This window comes from Rhabdaerophilum calidifontis (genome assembly GCF_008641065.1).
Classification (GTDB): Bacteria; Pseudomonadota; Alphaproteobacteria; order Rhizobiales; family Beijerinckiaceae; genus Rhabdaerophilum; species Rhabdaerophilum calidifontis.
This window is the reverse complement of the sequence record NZ_VTRS01000001.1, coordinates 872,270-885,592: the sequence shown is the minus strand read 5'-3', so window position 1 is coordinate 885,592 and position 13,323 is coordinate 872,270. Positions and strand designations below refer to the sequence as shown.

Sequence of the window (13,323 nt, the reverse complement as noted above, 5' to 3'; positions counted from 1 at the left end):
CCCGCCCGGCTGCCGCGTGCCGGGCGGATCGTCATCCCTGTCATGGCCGTTCCGCTCCGCCATCCGCGCCTCAATAATCGATCGCCGCGAAGAACATCGCGAACAGCCCGTCGACCACGATCACCATGAAGATCGACTTCACGACCGAGGCCGTGGTGTGGGTGCCGAGCGATTCGGCGCTGCCGCGCACCGCGAATCCCTCGATGCAGGCGGTGATGCCGATGACCAGCGCCATGAACGGCGCCTTGATCATGCCGACCAGAAAGGTGTTGAGCGCGATCGCGTTCTGCAGGCGGCTGAAGAAAACGTCCGCGCTCACCCCGCCATAGACCATCGCCACCAGCGCGCCGCCGCCGATCGAGGCCATCGCCGAGAGGAAGGTGAGGAGCGGCATCGCGATGATCAGCGCCAGAAGCCGCGGCAGTACGAGAACCTCGATCGGGTCCATGCCCATGGTTTCGAGCGCGTCCACCTCCTCGCGCATCTTCATCGAGCCGAGTTCGGCCGTGAACGAGGAGCCGGACCGGCCCGCGATCATGATCGAGGTCAGCAGCACCGCAAGTTCACGCAAGGAAAGGATGCCGATCAGGTCCGCAACGAACTGCACCGTGCCATAGGGCCGGAGCTGGAACACCGATTGCTGGGAAATGATCGCGCCGACCAGAAACGAGATCAGCACGATGATCGGGACGCTGCGCAGCCCGACCCGTTCGAGCTGCGCAACCACCGCCGGAAAACGCAGCCGCGTCCGCCCCGTGAAGAGCCGGCCGAGCGCGATCACCACGGAACCGAAGAAGCTGACGCCGCCGGCCACATCGCGCCCGGCATCGACGACGCCCTCGCCGATATCGGAGAGGATGCGATAGGCGTTGCCGAGCTCGCTCCGCGCCTCAGGCTGGCGGATCGTGACGGAAACCTCGTCGAGCAGGATCCGCTGCGCCGGCGTCAATCCGACAATCTCGACCGGATGGCCGCCGGAACCGAGCCCCGTCGCCAGCTTGTGGATGAGATAGGCGCCGAGCGTGTCGAACCCGACCAGCGCGCTGCACTCGATCGCGACAGGTCCCGCGGTCGTGGATTTCGCCAAAGCCGCCGCCACCACGCCTTCGAGCGCGGCCGCGTGCTCCGCGTTCCAGGAGCCCGTCAGGGCGAGACGTCCGCCTGTGCGCTCGCCCCCCTGCCATGCCGCTGCCGGTATCGCCATCGCCGCTCCACCCGCGCCGTTCGCTGCGCCGCGCCAGCTAGCACCTTCGCGCGCGCGCCCGCAAGCGCTGGAAAGGGATGCTGCGGCCGCGATCATAACAGGGTGTTAACCGTTTTCAGGCAGCGTTCGGCGGAATGCCCAGAATGGATCCGGCAAGGCCCCTCCATGTCATCGCTGATCATGAAACCCTCCGATGACGAGCATGCCTACGAGATGATCGAGGCGGCCGTGATGGAGACGAGCCGCGGCCGCTGGTTTCTCGCCGAATATGCCCGCCGCCACCGCCATGCCGAGACGGTGACGATCCTCCAGGCGATCGAGAAACTCCAGCATTCGCTCGCCGCGCGCGGCAATCTCAGCGAGCCTGCCGCGGCGCCGACGCATCCCGCGATCCTGCCGCTCGAGCGGCTGCAATTCGATATCATGGACATGGCGCGCGCCATCGCGCGCACGGAGCGCGAAATCCGCGCGATCCGCCCCGACGGCGTCGCCGAGACGCAGTTCGTCTCGGCCTCGGACGAACTCGACGCCGTCGTCGCGACGACCGAGCAGGCGACATCGTCGATCCTCTCCGCCGCCGAACGCATCCAGGAATTCGCCTGGGAGATGCGCGAGCGCCACGGCAAGGAGGAGGAATGCGACCTTCTCGACCGCTGCGCGACCGAGATCTACACCGCCTGCGGCTTTCAGGATCTCACCGCCCAGCGCATCCGCACTGTGGTCGAAACCTTGCGCTTCCTCGATGGACGGCTGAAATCGCTGCTGGAGGTCGCCGGCCTCGCCGAGGATTTCCAGGCCGACGAGAAGATGATCGAGGAGATGGGTGAACCCGTCCCGGCCCCGACCCAGCGCGCTTCGGATATCTGGATGAGCGAGGCGCCGCAGGCCGAGATCGACGACGCCTTCGAGTTCTTCACCCCGGCCGAGGCGATCGAGCCGACCATGGTGGGCGCCGAGCTTCTCGACCTCGCCGAGATGGCCGTGCCCGACCCCGCGCCTGCCCCCCGGCGTCGCAAGGCGAAGGCGGAAAAGACCGAAGCAGCTGCGCCCGCTATCGCGGCGCCCGCTGCCGCCGAAGCGCCCGCGCCGAGCCCCTATGACGATCTCGCGACGGAAGCGAAGATCCGCGCCTTCCGCTGATCACCAGGAGGCAAAAGGCGGTTGTTCTCGCGCCTGAACCGCCTATGCTGGTTCGCCAACCGCAGCCGGCCCGATGTCCTCCCCTGATTCTCCTCCCGCATCCGAGATCGAGCACGCCCTGCCCGCGCAGCGGCCGCTGATCGGCATCCTGTTCAAGCTCGCCTCGGCCTTCGCCTTTTCCTGCATGGGGGCGATCGTGAAGATCCTCGGCGCCAGCCCGGCATCCCATACCGGCTTTCCGGTCGGGCAGGTGGTGTTCTGCCGCTCCTTCTTCGCACTGATCCCGGTTTTCGTGTGGCTCGCCCTGGTCGGCCGGCTCAACACCGCCTTCGCCACCACCAATCGCGCCGGCCATCTCAAGCGCGGGCTGATCGGCTCGCTCGGCATGTTCTTCGGCTTCGCGGGGCTGACGACCCTGCCGCTGCCGGATGCGACCGCGATCTCCTTCGCCGCGCCGCTCTTCTCGGTGGTGCTGGCGGCGCTGCTGCTCGGCGAGGTGGTTCGCCTCTATCGCTGGACGGCGGTTCTGGTCGGCTTCTGCGGCGTGATCGTGATGCTCTGGCCGCATCTCTCGGCCGATGCGCTGTCGATCTCCGGCAGCGACATCCGGGCGCGCGGCGCCTTCTTCTCGCTGGCCGGCGCGATCTGCGCCGCCTTCGCGATGATCGAGGTACGGCGGCTGACCAATACCGAGACCACGGCCGCCATCGTCACCTATTTCTCGCTGATGACCACCACCTTCGGCATGATCTCGGTGCTGGCCGGCGCGTTCGATCCGAAATGGGCCTGGGTGGCGCCGAGCGCGCGCGAAATGCTGCTGCTGGTGCTGACCGGGATCATGGGCGGGTTCGGGCAGATCTTTCTCACCGAGAGCTATCGCCGGGCGCCGGCTTCGCTCGTCGCGCCCTTCGATTATACCGGCATGATCTTCGCCATCGCCTGGGGCTATTTCCTGTTCTCCGATATCCCGGACGATCTGATCCTGATCGGCGCGGCGATCGTCTCGGCAGCGGGCATCTTCGTCATCCTGCGCGAGCGCCAGCTCGGCATCGATCGTGCCAGGCAGAGCGAGGCCTCCTCGCAGCGTGCCGTCTAGCCGGCTTGCCAAAGCCCGCGGCACGCGCTACCTCTCCGTCAGCCAAGCTTGGGGTGCCCGGCCGGCCGCGCGAGCGGCAGGCGGGCTGAGAGGCGCGAGCCAACCCATCGAACCTGATCCGGGTCATGCCGGCGGAGGGAAGCGGGAGCCATGTCGGACGAATTGGCGGCCGGTGCCGCCTCTTTTCATCACGTTTATGATCGCCCTCACGCCGCGCGCAGAATTGCCGCAATCCTCGCGGCGATGCGCGGGGGCCGCAAGCGCATCCATGTCATCACGAGCCCGGTCGCGCAGCCGCTGAGCGCCAACGGCATGCTGGCGCTCGGTCTCCAGCCCTCGATGACCAGCAATCCGGAGGAGATCGCCGATCTCGTCGGGGTGAGCGACGCCGTCCTGCTCAATCTCGGCATGCTCGACCGCGAGCGCTTCGAATCCCTGCCGCGCGCGGCGGCGACGGCGCGCGCACGCGGCATCCCCTTCCTCGTCGATCCGGTCAAGGCCGAGCGTTCGCCGCGCCGGCGAGCCCTGGCCGAGGAACTTCTGGCGGCCGGTCCGGCGATCCTCAAGGTCAACGCCGCCGAGGCTGCGGTTTTCGCGCCGCTGACCCCGCCGGGCACCGCGCTGCTCGTGACCGGCGCGATCGACCGGTTGCGCCACGGCGCGCGGATGGCAGAGCTTGCCAACGGCACGCCGCGCCTCGACCAGGTGACCGCGACCGGCTGCCTGCTCGGCGCGATCCTCGCCGGATGCCTCGCGGTCGAGCCCGATCCCTTCGCCGCCGCGATCGCCGGCGTCGCGATCCTCACCATCGCCGCCGAGATCGCCGCCGAGGACGCGCCCGGCCCCGGCAGCTTCGCCGTGCGCCTGCTCGATGCGCTCGCCGCGCTCGACGATGGCGCGATCGAATCGCGGCTCAGGCTTGACCTTTTCCAACCCGAAGGATCCCAGGATGCGTGACCGACCCGTGCCGGTGGATTTCCGCCTCAACGGCATTCTCGACGGCGACCGTCTCGCCGGCCGCGATCTCGCCGCGCTCGCCGCCGCTTCGGTCGCCGGCGGCGTGACCCTGCTGCAATATCGCGACAAGCAGGCCGGAACCCGCGCGATGGTCGCGCGCGCCCGCGCCATCCGCGCCGCCGCCGGCGATGCGGTGCCGCTCCTTGTCAACGACCGGGTCGATGTCGCGCTCGCGGCGGGCGCCGCGGGCGTGCATCTCGGCCGCGAGGACATGGCGCCGGCGGATGCAAGGCGGCTGCTCGGCCCACGCGCGATCATCGGCGTGACGATCAAGGACGAGAGCGATCTCGCCGCGCTCGACCCCGCCCTCGTCGATTACGGCTGCATCGGCGGCGTCTTCGTTACCGGCTCGAAGGACAACCCCGATCCGCCGCTCGGCCTCGCAGGACTGGCGCGGCTCCGGCAGGCGGCCTCCGCCTCGGGGCTGCCGGTCGGCGCCATTGCCGGCATCGATCTCGAGACTGCCGCCCCCTGCATCGCCGCCGGTGCCGACGGGGTGGCGCTGATCGCCGCGCTCTATCTCGCCCCGGATGTCGCGGCCGAGGCGCGCGCCTTCCGCGCGCGGATCGACGCCGCCCTCGCGGCGCGGGGCGCCCGCACATGACCGCGATCGCGCTCACCATCGCGGGCTCGGATTCCGGCGGCGGCGCCGGCATCCAGGCCGATCTCAAGACCTTCTCGGCGCTCGGCGTCTACGGCGCGAGCGTGATCACGGCGCTGACGGCCCAGAACACGCGCGGCGTCCAGGGCATCCACGATGTGCCCGCCGATTTCGTCGCCGCGCAGATGGCGAGCGTGCTCGGCGATCTCGCAGTGGACGCGGTCAAGATCGGGATGCTCTCGGTTCCGGCGACGATCGAAGCCGTCGCCGCCGGGCTCGCGGCCTATTCCGGCCCGGTGGTGCTCGATCCGGTGATGGTCGCGGCGAGCGGCGATCCCCTGCTCACCGAGGCCGCGATCGGCACCCTCGTCGCGCGCCTCCTGCCCCGCGCGGATGTGCTAACGCCGAACCTGCCCGAGGCGGCGCGGCTGCTTGGCGAGCCGATCGCGACGGATGAGGCCGCAATGGCGGCGCAGGGCCGGGCGCTGCTCGCGCGCGGGCCGAAGGCGGTGCTGGTGAAGGGCGGCCACGGCACCGGGCCGGAAGCGCTCGACCTGCTCGTGACCCCGGCCGGCATCACGCGCCTTGCCGCGCCGCGCATCCCCTCGCGCAACAGCCACGGCACCGGCTGCACCCTCTCCTCCGCCATCGCGGCGGGGCTGGCGAAGGGGATGCCGCTGCCGGAGGCGGTGCAAGCCGCCAAGACCTATACCCATGCCGCGATCGCCGCGGCCGACCGGCTGCGGATCGGCCATGGCCACGGCCCGACGCATCATTTCCATGCCTGGTGGTGACCCGATGATCCCGACGCGCCGTTCGACCCTCCTCGCCCTCGCTGCGGCGCCGCTTGCGGCACCCGCGATCCATGCCGCGGCGCCGATCCGCTGGCGCATGGCGACATCCTGGCCCAAGAACCTGCCCGGCCCCGGCGTGGCCGCCGCCCATATTGCCCGCCGCGTGCGGGAATTGTCCGGCGGGCGGTTCGAGATCCAGCTCTTCGGCGCCGGGGAGATCGTCCCCGCGCTCCAGGTGATGGATGCCGTGTCGACCGGAACGGTCGAGATGGGGCACACCGCAAGCCTCTACTGGACGGGCAAGAACCCGGCCACGAACTTCTTCACCACGATCCCCTTCGGCCCCGACCCGATCGAGCATCAAGCCTGGCTCGAACGCGGCGGCGGCCAGGCGCTGTGGGACGAACTCTACCGCGGCTTCGGGGTGAAGCCGCTCGTCGCGGGCAATACCGGCCCCTGCATGGCCGGCTGGTTCAAGCGCGAGATCGCCGGGCTCGATCAGGTGCGCGGCCTGAAGATCCGCGCGGTCGGCCTCGGCAGCGAGGTCTGGGCGCGGCTCGGCGCCGTGCCGCTCGCCATCGCGCCGGGCGATCTGCTGATCTCGCTCTCCTCCGGCACGATCGACGCGGTGGAATTCCTCTCGCCGGTCAACGATTTGCCGCTCGGCCTCCACAAGACCGCCCCCTATTACTACGCGCCGGGCTTCAACAAGCCGAACGGCACGGCGGAAGCGATCATCCATCTTGCGGCCTGGGAGGCGTTGCCGGAGGAGTTCCGGGCGATCCTTGAGGCCGTGGGGCTGGAGGCGCATGCGCGCGGGCTCGCCGAGGCGCAGGCGGAAAACGCCGCCGCGCTGCTCGAACTCGTCGGCCAGCACCGCGTGCAATTGCGCCGCCTGCCGCCGGACATTCTCGCCGCGGCCCGGCGCGCCGCCGACGAGATCCTGCGCGAACTCGCCGCGCGCTCCCCGCTCGGCGGCCGCATCCTCGCCTCGCTGGAGGCGCATCGCGCGCGCAACGCAGCCTGGCGGCGCGTCACGCTCGCCGGGCAGCTCGCGCTCCAGCCGGAATGAGCGCCGGGGGATGATGCGCGAACGCTTGCCTCGCCCTTCGCGCTGGGGCAAAAGAGGGTTCGATCATCCGAACATTTGGCCGGCGAAACGGACGCGCACCCACCCATGCAGGACAAGGACAAGCCGCGCGAGCTCGAAGCCGGCGCCATGGCGCTTTCCGGCCAGCTCGGCAAGACGATCCAGCGCCTGCGCAAGGCCTACAACCTCTCGCTCTCCGAACTCGCCGAGCAATCGGGCGTCGCGAAATCGATCATCAGCCAGATCGAGCGCAACGAGACCAACCCGACGCTCGCCACCATCTGGCGGCTCTCGCAGGCGCTCGATGTCTCGATCGAGCGCTTCCTGGTCTCGTCGGACGAGGAGCCCTTCATCGAGCACGCGACCCGCGCCGACACCCCGATCCTCGTCTCGGACGACGGCAAGATGCGCCTCGCCATCGTCGGCTGGCTCAAGACGGTCGAATGGCTGCAATGGTATGATGTGCAGGCCGAGCCGGGCGGCGCGCTCGATTCCGACGCGCATCAGCGCGGCTCGGTCGAGAGCCTCTCGGTGATCGCCGGCATGTTCGAGGTCGAGGTCGGCGGCGTGACCAAGATCGCCCGCGCGGGGGAATCGCTGCGCTACCGCTGCGATCGCCAGCACATCATCCGCTGCGTCGGCAGCGAGCCGGGCCATGCGATCATGGTCGTGATCCTCAAGGCGGCGGTGATGGAATGACGCTCAGCGCGCCGGCTGCAGTTTCCCCGCGATCGGCGGCAGCGTGACGAGAAATTCCGCCATCGCGGCGCGGTCGTCATCGGACAATTCCGCCATGTTGCGGATCACCGATGCCATGGAGCCGCCGGCGGTGACGAAGGCCGGGCTCTCGCCGGTCTTGAGGAATTGTGCGTGGTCGCCCTTCGACCAATCGCCGATCCCGTCGCGATGCGGGGTGATGTTCGGCACCGTCTTGCGCGGATTCTCGGGATCGGGCCCGCCGGCATAGCGCCGCGCCTGCACGATGCCGCCAAGCGCATCGCGCGGGGAATGGCATTCGGCGCAATGGCCCGGCCCCTCGACCAGATAGGCGCCACGGTTCCAGGCCGCGCTGCGGCCGGGATCGGGCACAAACACCCGCCCATCGAGGTAGAGAAGCTTCCAGCCCCCCACCAGCCGCCGGATCTGGAACGGAAAGGCAAGCGCGTGTTCCGGCGCGCGTCCCGCGACCGGCGCCAGCGATTTCAGGAAGGCGAACAGGTCGGCGAGATCCTTCGCCCCCATGCGCTGGTAGCTCGCATAGGGGAAGGCGGGGTAGTAATGCCGTCCGTCCGGTGCCACGCCCTCGCGCATGGCGCGGATGAACTGGTCGAGCGTCCAGCCCCCGATCCCGTCTGCGGGATGCGGCGAGAGATTGGGGGCGTGGAATGTCCCGAACGGCGAATGCAGCGCCAGCCCGCCGCCGAGCCGCAGCCGATCCGCATGGCCGGGAGTCGCGTGGCAGGAGGCACAGCCGCCGGCGAAGAACATCGCCCGGCCATTGGCGAGATCGGGCGGCGCCGCCGGCAGCGGCAGGCCGATGCCGAAAAGCACCCGATGGAAGGCCGGGTCCGTCACGACCAGGAAGCCGACCAGACCGAGAGCGGCGAGCCCTCCCAACCAGCCCACAAGCTTGCGCATCGCGCCTCCCCCGGGATCCGGAAAGGCCGGGCGGCATGCCCGGCCTGCACCCTGCCCCCTTGCGGGGACCGGTTCATTTCGCGCGGAAATCCGTGTGGCAGCCGCCACAATTGCCGAGCACCTTGCCGATCTCGGCCTTGAAGCTCGCCTCATCCCGGATCGCGGCGAGCGCGGCCCCTGATTCCGCCTCGAACTTGGCGAGAAGATTGTTGAATTTCGCCCTGTTCTCCCAGATCGCTGGCTGCGCCTTGGTGTCACCGTCCTTCGAATTGTCGGGATAGAGCGCGCCCTGCGCCTTGGCGACCCGGACGAAGGTTTCGAGCGAGGTCTTGACCCGCGCGAGATCGAACCCGTCCTCGCCCCGCAGCATCTTGGCGAGCGGGCCGGCGGCGGCGCCGAGCTCCTTCATTTGGGCCTTGCGGGTCGCGATGGCATCCTGGGCGAAAGCCGCCCCGGCGCCGAGAGCAACGAGCATAGCGAAAATGGCGGCACGACGCATGGGATCGGGTCCTTTCCCTAGGCCGGGGACGCATGTCCTGCCCGGCGGATGATTCACCCTGGAAGGATTCCAGGCAGAAACGCAACCTGTCGAGATCATGTGCCTTGCGTCCGCGCAAGGCAGCATTCCCATCACGATCGCGTGAACCGCAATCTCCCTGTCAGACTTCCCGATGCAGCGCCGCCCAGATCGCCTGGGCATTGGCCGGCATGTCGAGATGGCGGATGCCCTTCGCGCGGCGCAGCGCGTCGACGATGGCGTTCATCACCGCCGGCGCGGCGCCGATCGTGCCGGCCTCGCCCGCGCCCTTGATCCCGAGCGCGTTGGTGACGCAGCGGACATTGCGCGTCTCGAACCGGAAAGCCGGAAGATCCTCGGCACGCGGCATCGCATAATCGAGGAAGCTCGCGGTGAGGATCTGCCCGTTCGCATCCTGCACGAAGCGCTCGATCATCGCCTGGCCGATCCCCTGCGCCGCGCCGCCATGGATCTGGCCGGCGAGCAGCAGCGGGTTGAGCGTCACGCCGAAATCATCGACGATCACGTAATTGACAATCCGCGCTTCCCCGGTCTCGGGGTCGATCTCGATTTCGCAGGAATGCGTGCCGTTGGGATAGGTCGCCTCCGGCGGACGGAACTCGCCGGTCGTCGAGAGCAGCTTACGATTCGCCTTCGGCAGGGCCGCGATTTCGGCGAAGGTCAGGCGCCGGTCGGTGCCGGCGATGCGCACCGCGCCGTCGGCGATTTCGAGATCGGCGGCACCGGCCTCCAGCGCCTCGGCCGCCAGCGTCCTCAGATTGGCCGCGAGCAGTTCCGCCGCCTTGGCGACCCCCGCGCCGCCGACCGGGATCGAGCGCGAGCCGCCGGTGCCGCCGCCGGTCGGCGTGTCGTTGGTATCGCCCTGCCGGACCCGGATGCGCTCCAGCGGCAGGTCGAGATGCTCGGCAACGAGCTGCGCATAGGCCGTCTCGTGGCCCTGCCCGTTCGATTGCGTGCCGATCCGCACCGTGACCGTGCCGTCCTTTTCGAGATCGACATAGGCCGGCTCGGGGGAGCCGCCGCCGCAGGCCTCGATATAGACTCCGAGCCCGATCCCGCGCAGCCGGCCGGCCTTCCGTGCCGCCTTGAGCCGGGCCGGGAAGCCCTTCCAATCCGCCAATGTCATGGCGCGATCCATGTGCGCCTCGAACTCGCCACTGTCATAGACGCGCCCCGTCGCGGTCCGGTAGGGCATGCGCCGCGGCTTGATGAGGTTCAGCCGCCGCAGGCGGATGCGATCCATGCCGATCTCGTCGGCGATGTAATCGACGAAGCGCTCGATCGCGTAGGCCGCTTCCGGCCGCCCGGCGCCGCGATAGGCGTCGAAGGGCACGGAATTGGAATAGAGGCCGCGGATCAGCGTGTAGCCTGCGGGAATATCGTAGCAGCCCGTCAGCATGGTCGAGCCGATCCAGGGGATGAACGGCCCGTATTGCGAGAGATAGGCGCCCATATTCGCGTCGAGAAACACGCGCATGGCGAGGAAGCGGCCCTTGGCGTCCAGCGCCATCTCGGCGCGGGTCAGGTTGTCGCGGGCATGGGCACAGGCGAAGAAATGCTCGCTGCGCTCGCTCTCCCACCGCACCGGCCGGCCGAGCCGCAGCGCCGCTTCCACCGCGAGCGGATATTCGCGATACATGAACGCCTTGGTGCCGAAGCCGCCGCCGACATCCGGCGTGATCACGCGGATCCGGGCCGGGTCCATGCGCAGGATGTGGCGCGCGAGCGTCTGCTGGATGCCGTGGCTGCCCTGGGTGCCGAGCGTGAGCGTCAGCCCCTCGCCCTTCGGCTCGGCCAGGACCGAGCGCGGTTCCATGTAATTGGCGATGATGCGGTTGTTGACGAGATCGAGCCCGACGACACGCGCCGCGCGCGCGAAGATGGCGTCGGTCTTCTCGCGATCGCCGAGCACATGTGCGAAGGCGACATTGTCCGGCACCTCCGGATGCACCGCCGGCGCGCCCGGCGCGCGCGCCTCCGCCGTGCCGGAAGCAACGGGCAGCGGCGTCCAGGAAACGGGGATCGCCTCCGCCGCGTCGCGCGCCTGATCGAGGGTTTCCGCCACGATGAAGGCGATCGCTTCGCCGACATGGCGGACACGATCCGCCGGCAGGACGGGATAGGACGTGCGAATCATGTCCGAACCGTCGGCGTTCTTCACCAGCGCCTGGCAGGGCAGATCCCCCAGATGCCTGACCTCCGCATGGGTCAGGATGGCGGCCACGCCCGGCATCGCCCGCGCGGCGGCGAGATCGCCGAAGCGGAAGCGCGCGCTGGCATGCGGGGCGCGCAGCACGAAACCGTGCAACTCGCCGCGCGCATGGCAATCGGTCGCGTAGCGGCCCTGGCCGGTGAGGAAGCGCTGGTCCTCGACGCGCGTCAGCGCCTGGCCCAGGCCGAACTTCATTGGTCGCATGATGGAAAGCCCGATCGAGAGGTGGGGGTGGCGGAGACCCGCGCTTCCGGGGGAGGATAAGGCCCCGGCCCGGGCTTTCAACCCGTCAATCCGCGGATCGCGCGAACAATCCGCCGCGGTGGCGCCGCCGGCACACCCTCAGCCGCCCTGTTCGACCGCCTCGCCGGCCATCAGCCAATCCTTGAAGCCGCCGCCATAATGGCTGTCGACATCGATTCCCGCCGCCTGGGCGATCAGCAGCGCCTGCGCGGATCGTACGCCCGCGACGCAGGAGAGCACCACCCGCCGCCCCGGGAGCCGCGGCAGCTCGGAAGGCGCGAACCGCGACAGCGGCAGCGAGAGCGATCCCGGAATATGCCCGGCGGCGAATTCGTGCGGCTCGCGCACATCGACGAGGATCAAGGTGCCGTCCGCGAGCCCCGCCTTCACGGCATCACGGTCGAGATCGACGATTCCGGGCATTGAAACCTCAGCTCAGGAGCCGCACGAGCCAGAGCGCGAGCGACGGAAACAAAACAACGAGCAGCAGCCGCGCGAGATCGGCGCCGACGAAGGGCAGAACGCCGCGATAGATGTCCGTTACCGGAATCCGCCGCGCGATCGCCGCAATGACAAAGACATTAAGCCCGATCGGCGGCGCGACAAGCCCGATCCCCACCACAATCAGCACCAGGATGCCGAACCAGATCGCCACCTCGTCCGTGGACATGCCGAAATCGAGCGCGGTGACGATCGGGAAGAAGACCGGCAATGTGAGCAGGATCATTGCCAGTTCGTCCATCACCGCACCGAGGAGCACGTAGAAGGCCAGCAGCGCCGCCAGCACCAGATAGGGCGGCAGGCCGAACCCGGTGATCCATTCCGCCGCATTGGTCGGCAATTGCGTGAGCGCCAGGAAGGCGTTGAACACCTCCGCCCCGAGCAGGATCATGAAGATCATGCCGCAGGTCTCGGCGCTCTGGCGCAGGGCCTCGACGAAGGCACCCCAGGGCAGTGCCCGCCTGACCACGCCATCCACCAGCACCGCGACCGCGCCGACCGCCGCCGCCTCGGTGGGCGTGAACACGCCACCATAGATGCCGCCGACCACCACGAACGCGATGAGCAGCGATGGCCACACCGCGCCGAGCCGCCGCAGGCGTTCGCCCCAGGGCAGCGCCGGCTGCACCGGCATCCCCGCCGGATCGCGCCGCGCGAGCCAGCCGATCACCGCCACATAGAACAGCGCCGCGAGCAGCCCCGGCACCAGCGCGGCCATGAACAGCTTGACGATGTTCTGCTCGGTCGAGATCGCGTAGACGACCAGGATCACCGAAGGCGGGATCAGGATGCCGAGCGTGCCGCCGACCGCGATCGTCCCCGCCGCAATGCCCGGCCGGTAGCCATCCGCTTCCAGTTCCGGCAGCGCCGCGCGCCCGAAGGTCGCCGTGGTCGCCACGGAAGAGCCGCAGATCGCCCCGAAGGCGGTGCAGGAGCCGATCACCGCCATGCCCATGCCGCCGCGCAGATGCCCGACCAGCCCCGACATCGCCCGGAACAGCCCGTTCGACAGGCCGGATCGCTCGGCGAAGGCCCCCATCAGCACGAAGAGCGGGATGACCGAGAGCGTGTAGTTCGAAAACAGGTAGTAAGGCGTCGTCTTGATATAGTTGAGGAAGACCGGCAGGCCGACGAAGCCGGCATAGCCGGCTGCCCCCGTCACGAGCATCGCCATGGCCACCGGCATGCGCAGGGCGATGAGAACCAGCATCCCGGCAAAGCCGAGAAGCGCGAACAGGTTGTTGCTCAT

The 13,323-nt window shown here is 69.1% G+C and carries 13 protein-coding genes and 1 riboswitch; of the genes, 7 read left to right on the top strand and 6 right to left on the bottom strand.

Annotation, left to right across the window (positions count from 1 at the left end):
- Positions 1-70: 70 nt before the first annotated feature.
- Entirely contained in the window at positions 71-1,204 is a 1,134-nt protein-coding gene (locus FWJ24_RS04270) for an ABC transporter permease (protein WP_150286503.1), read from the bottom strand.
- 165 nt (positions 1,205-1,369) lie between these two features.
- On the opposite strand from FWJ24_RS04270, the gene FWJ24_RS04265 reads away from it, so the two are divergent.
- The 7 genes from FWJ24_RS04265 to FWJ24_RS04235 all read left to right on the top strand — a co-directional run bounded on the left by FWJ24_RS04265 (position 1,370) and on the right by FWJ24_RS04235 (position 7,641).
- Complete coding sequence (locus FWJ24_RS04265) at positions 1,370-2,344, top strand: protein phosphatase CheZ (protein ID WP_150286502.1); 975 nt, start codon at positions 1,370-1,372, stop codon at positions 2,342-2,344.
- Positions 2,345-2,417: 73 nt separating this feature from the next.
- Complete coding sequence (locus tag FWJ24_RS04260; protein WP_150286501.1) at positions 2,418-3,440, top strand: DMT family transporter; 1,023 nt, start codon at positions 2,418-2,420, stop codon at positions 3,438-3,440.
- 39 nt (positions 3,441-3,479) lie between these two features.
- A riboswitch (TPP riboswitch) is annotated at positions 3,480-3,597 on the top strand.
- Entirely contained in the window at positions 3,591-4,397 is an 807-nt protein-coding gene (locus FWJ24_RS04255) for a hydroxyethylthiazole kinase (RefSeq protein ID WP_150286500.1), read from the top strand. It overlaps the preceding riboswitch by 7 nt.
- The gene (thiE, locus tag FWJ24_RS04250; protein WP_150286499.1) at positions 4,390-5,061 is read left to right on the top strand and encodes a thiamine phosphate synthase; all 672 of its coding nucleotides are present in this window, start codon (positions 4,390-4,392) and stop codon (positions 5,059-5,061) included. The genes FWJ24_RS04255 and thiE overlap by 8 nt, the downstream gene beginning before the upstream one ends.
- Complete coding sequence (gene thiD / locus FWJ24_RS04245) at positions 5,058-5,852, top strand: bifunctional hydroxymethylpyrimidine kinase/phosphomethylpyrimidine kinase (protein ID WP_150286498.1); 795 nt, start codon at positions 5,058-5,060, stop codon at positions 5,850-5,852. The genes thiE and thiD overlap by 4 nt, the downstream gene beginning before the upstream one ends.
- A complete protein-coding gene (locus tag FWJ24_RS04240; RefSeq protein WP_166443579.1) occupies positions 5,812-6,924 on the top strand; it encodes a TRAP transporter substrate-binding protein in 1,113 nt (370 codons plus the stop codon). Before thiD ends, FWJ24_RS04240 begins: the two co-directional genes overlap by 41 nt.
- 105 nt (positions 6,925-7,029) lie before the next feature.
- Positions 7,030-7,641, top strand: coding sequence for a helix-turn-helix domain-containing protein (locus FWJ24_RS04235; RefSeq protein ID WP_150286496.1), 612 nt, complete (start codon positions 7,030-7,032; stop codon positions 7,639-7,641).
- Positions 7,642-7,644: 3 nt separating this feature from the next.
- Here the strand turns inward: FWJ24_RS04235 and FWJ24_RS04230 are convergent, their stop codons facing one another.
- The 5 genes from FWJ24_RS04230 to FWJ24_RS04210 form a co-directional block, all read right to left on the bottom strand.
- Positions 7,645-8,580, bottom strand: a complete 936-nt coding sequence (locus tag FWJ24_RS04230) for a cytochrome c (RefSeq protein ID WP_150286495.1) — start codon at positions 8,578-8,580, stop codon at positions 7,645-7,647.
- A gap of 73 nt (positions 8,581-8,653) precedes the next feature.
- Positions 8,654-9,079: a c-type cytochrome gene (locus FWJ24_RS04225; protein ID WP_166443578.1), complete on the bottom strand. Its 426-nt coding sequence runs from the start codon at positions 9,077-9,079 to the stop codon at positions 8,654-8,656.
- A 160-nt stretch (positions 9,080-9,239) separates the two neighbouring features.
- Complete coding sequence (locus FWJ24_RS04220) at positions 9,240-11,534, bottom strand: xanthine dehydrogenase family protein molybdopterin-binding subunit (RefSeq protein ID WP_150286493.1); 2,295 nt, start codon at positions 11,532-11,534, stop codon at positions 9,240-9,242.
- 138 nt (positions 11,535-11,672) lie between these two features.
- A complete protein-coding gene (locus FWJ24_RS04215) occupies positions 11,673-11,996 on the bottom strand; it encodes a rhodanese-like domain-containing protein (protein ID WP_150286492.1) in 324 nt (107 codons plus the stop codon).
- Positions 11,997-12,003: 7 nt separating this feature from the next.
- Positions 12,004-13,323: a TRAP transporter large permease gene (locus tag FWJ24_RS04210; protein ID WP_150286491.1), complete on the bottom strand. Its 1,320-nt coding sequence runs from the start codon at positions 13,321-13,323 to the stop codon at positions 12,004-12,006.

What these genes read in the sequence shown, in the direction of transcription:
- FWJ24_RS04270 (WP_150286503.1), bottom strand. Translation starts at nt 1,204, where the DNA reads ATGGCGATACCGGCAGCGGCATGGCAGGGGGGCGAGCGCACAGGCGGA.
- FWJ24_RS04265 (WP_150286502.1), top strand. Translation starts at nt 1,370, where the DNA reads ATGTCATCGCTGATCATGAAACCCTCCGATGACGAGCATGCCTACGAG.
- FWJ24_RS04260 (WP_150286501.1), top strand. Translation starts at nt 2,418, where the DNA reads ATGTCCTCCCCTGATTCTCCTCCCGCATCCGAGATCGAGCACGCCCTG.
- FWJ24_RS04255 (WP_150286500.1), top strand. Translation starts at nt 3,591, where the DNA reads ATGTCGGACGAATTGGCGGCCGGTGCCGCCTCTTTTCATCACGTTTAT.
- thiE (WP_150286499.1), top strand. Translation starts at nt 4,390, where the DNA reads ATGCGTGACCGACCCGTGCCGGTGGATTTCCGCCTCAACGGCATTCTC.
- thiD (WP_150286498.1), top strand. Translation starts at nt 5,058, where the DNA reads ATGACCGCGATCGCGCTCACCATCGCGGGCTCGGATTCCGGCGGCGGC.
- FWJ24_RS04240 (WP_166443579.1), top strand. Translation starts at nt 5,812, where the DNA reads ATGGCCACGGCCCGACGCATCATTTCCATGCCTGGTGGTGACCCGATG.
- FWJ24_RS04235 (WP_150286496.1), top strand. Translation starts at nt 7,030, where the DNA reads ATGCAGGACAAGGACAAGCCGCGCGAGCTCGAAGCCGGCGCCATGGCG.
- FWJ24_RS04230 (WP_150286495.1), bottom strand. Translation starts at nt 8,580, where the DNA reads ATGCGCAAGCTTGTGGGCTGGTTGGGAGGGCTCGCCGCTCTCGGTCTG.
- FWJ24_RS04225 (WP_166443578.1), bottom strand. Translation starts at nt 9,079, where the DNA reads ATGCGTCGTGCCGCCATTTTCGCTATGCTCGTTGCTCTCGGCGCCGGG.
- FWJ24_RS04220 (WP_150286493.1), bottom strand. Translation starts at nt 11,534, where the DNA reads ATGCGACCAATGAAGTTCGGCCTGGGCCAGGCGCTGACGCGCGTCGAG.
- FWJ24_RS04215 (WP_150286492.1), bottom strand. Translation starts at nt 11,996, where the DNA reads ATGCCCGGAATCGTCGATCTCGACCGTGATGCCGTGAAGGCGGGGCTC.
- FWJ24_RS04210 (WP_150286491.1), bottom strand. Translation starts at nt 13,323, where the DNA reads ATGAGCAACAACCTGTTCGCGCTTCTCGGCTTTGCCGGGATGCTGGTT.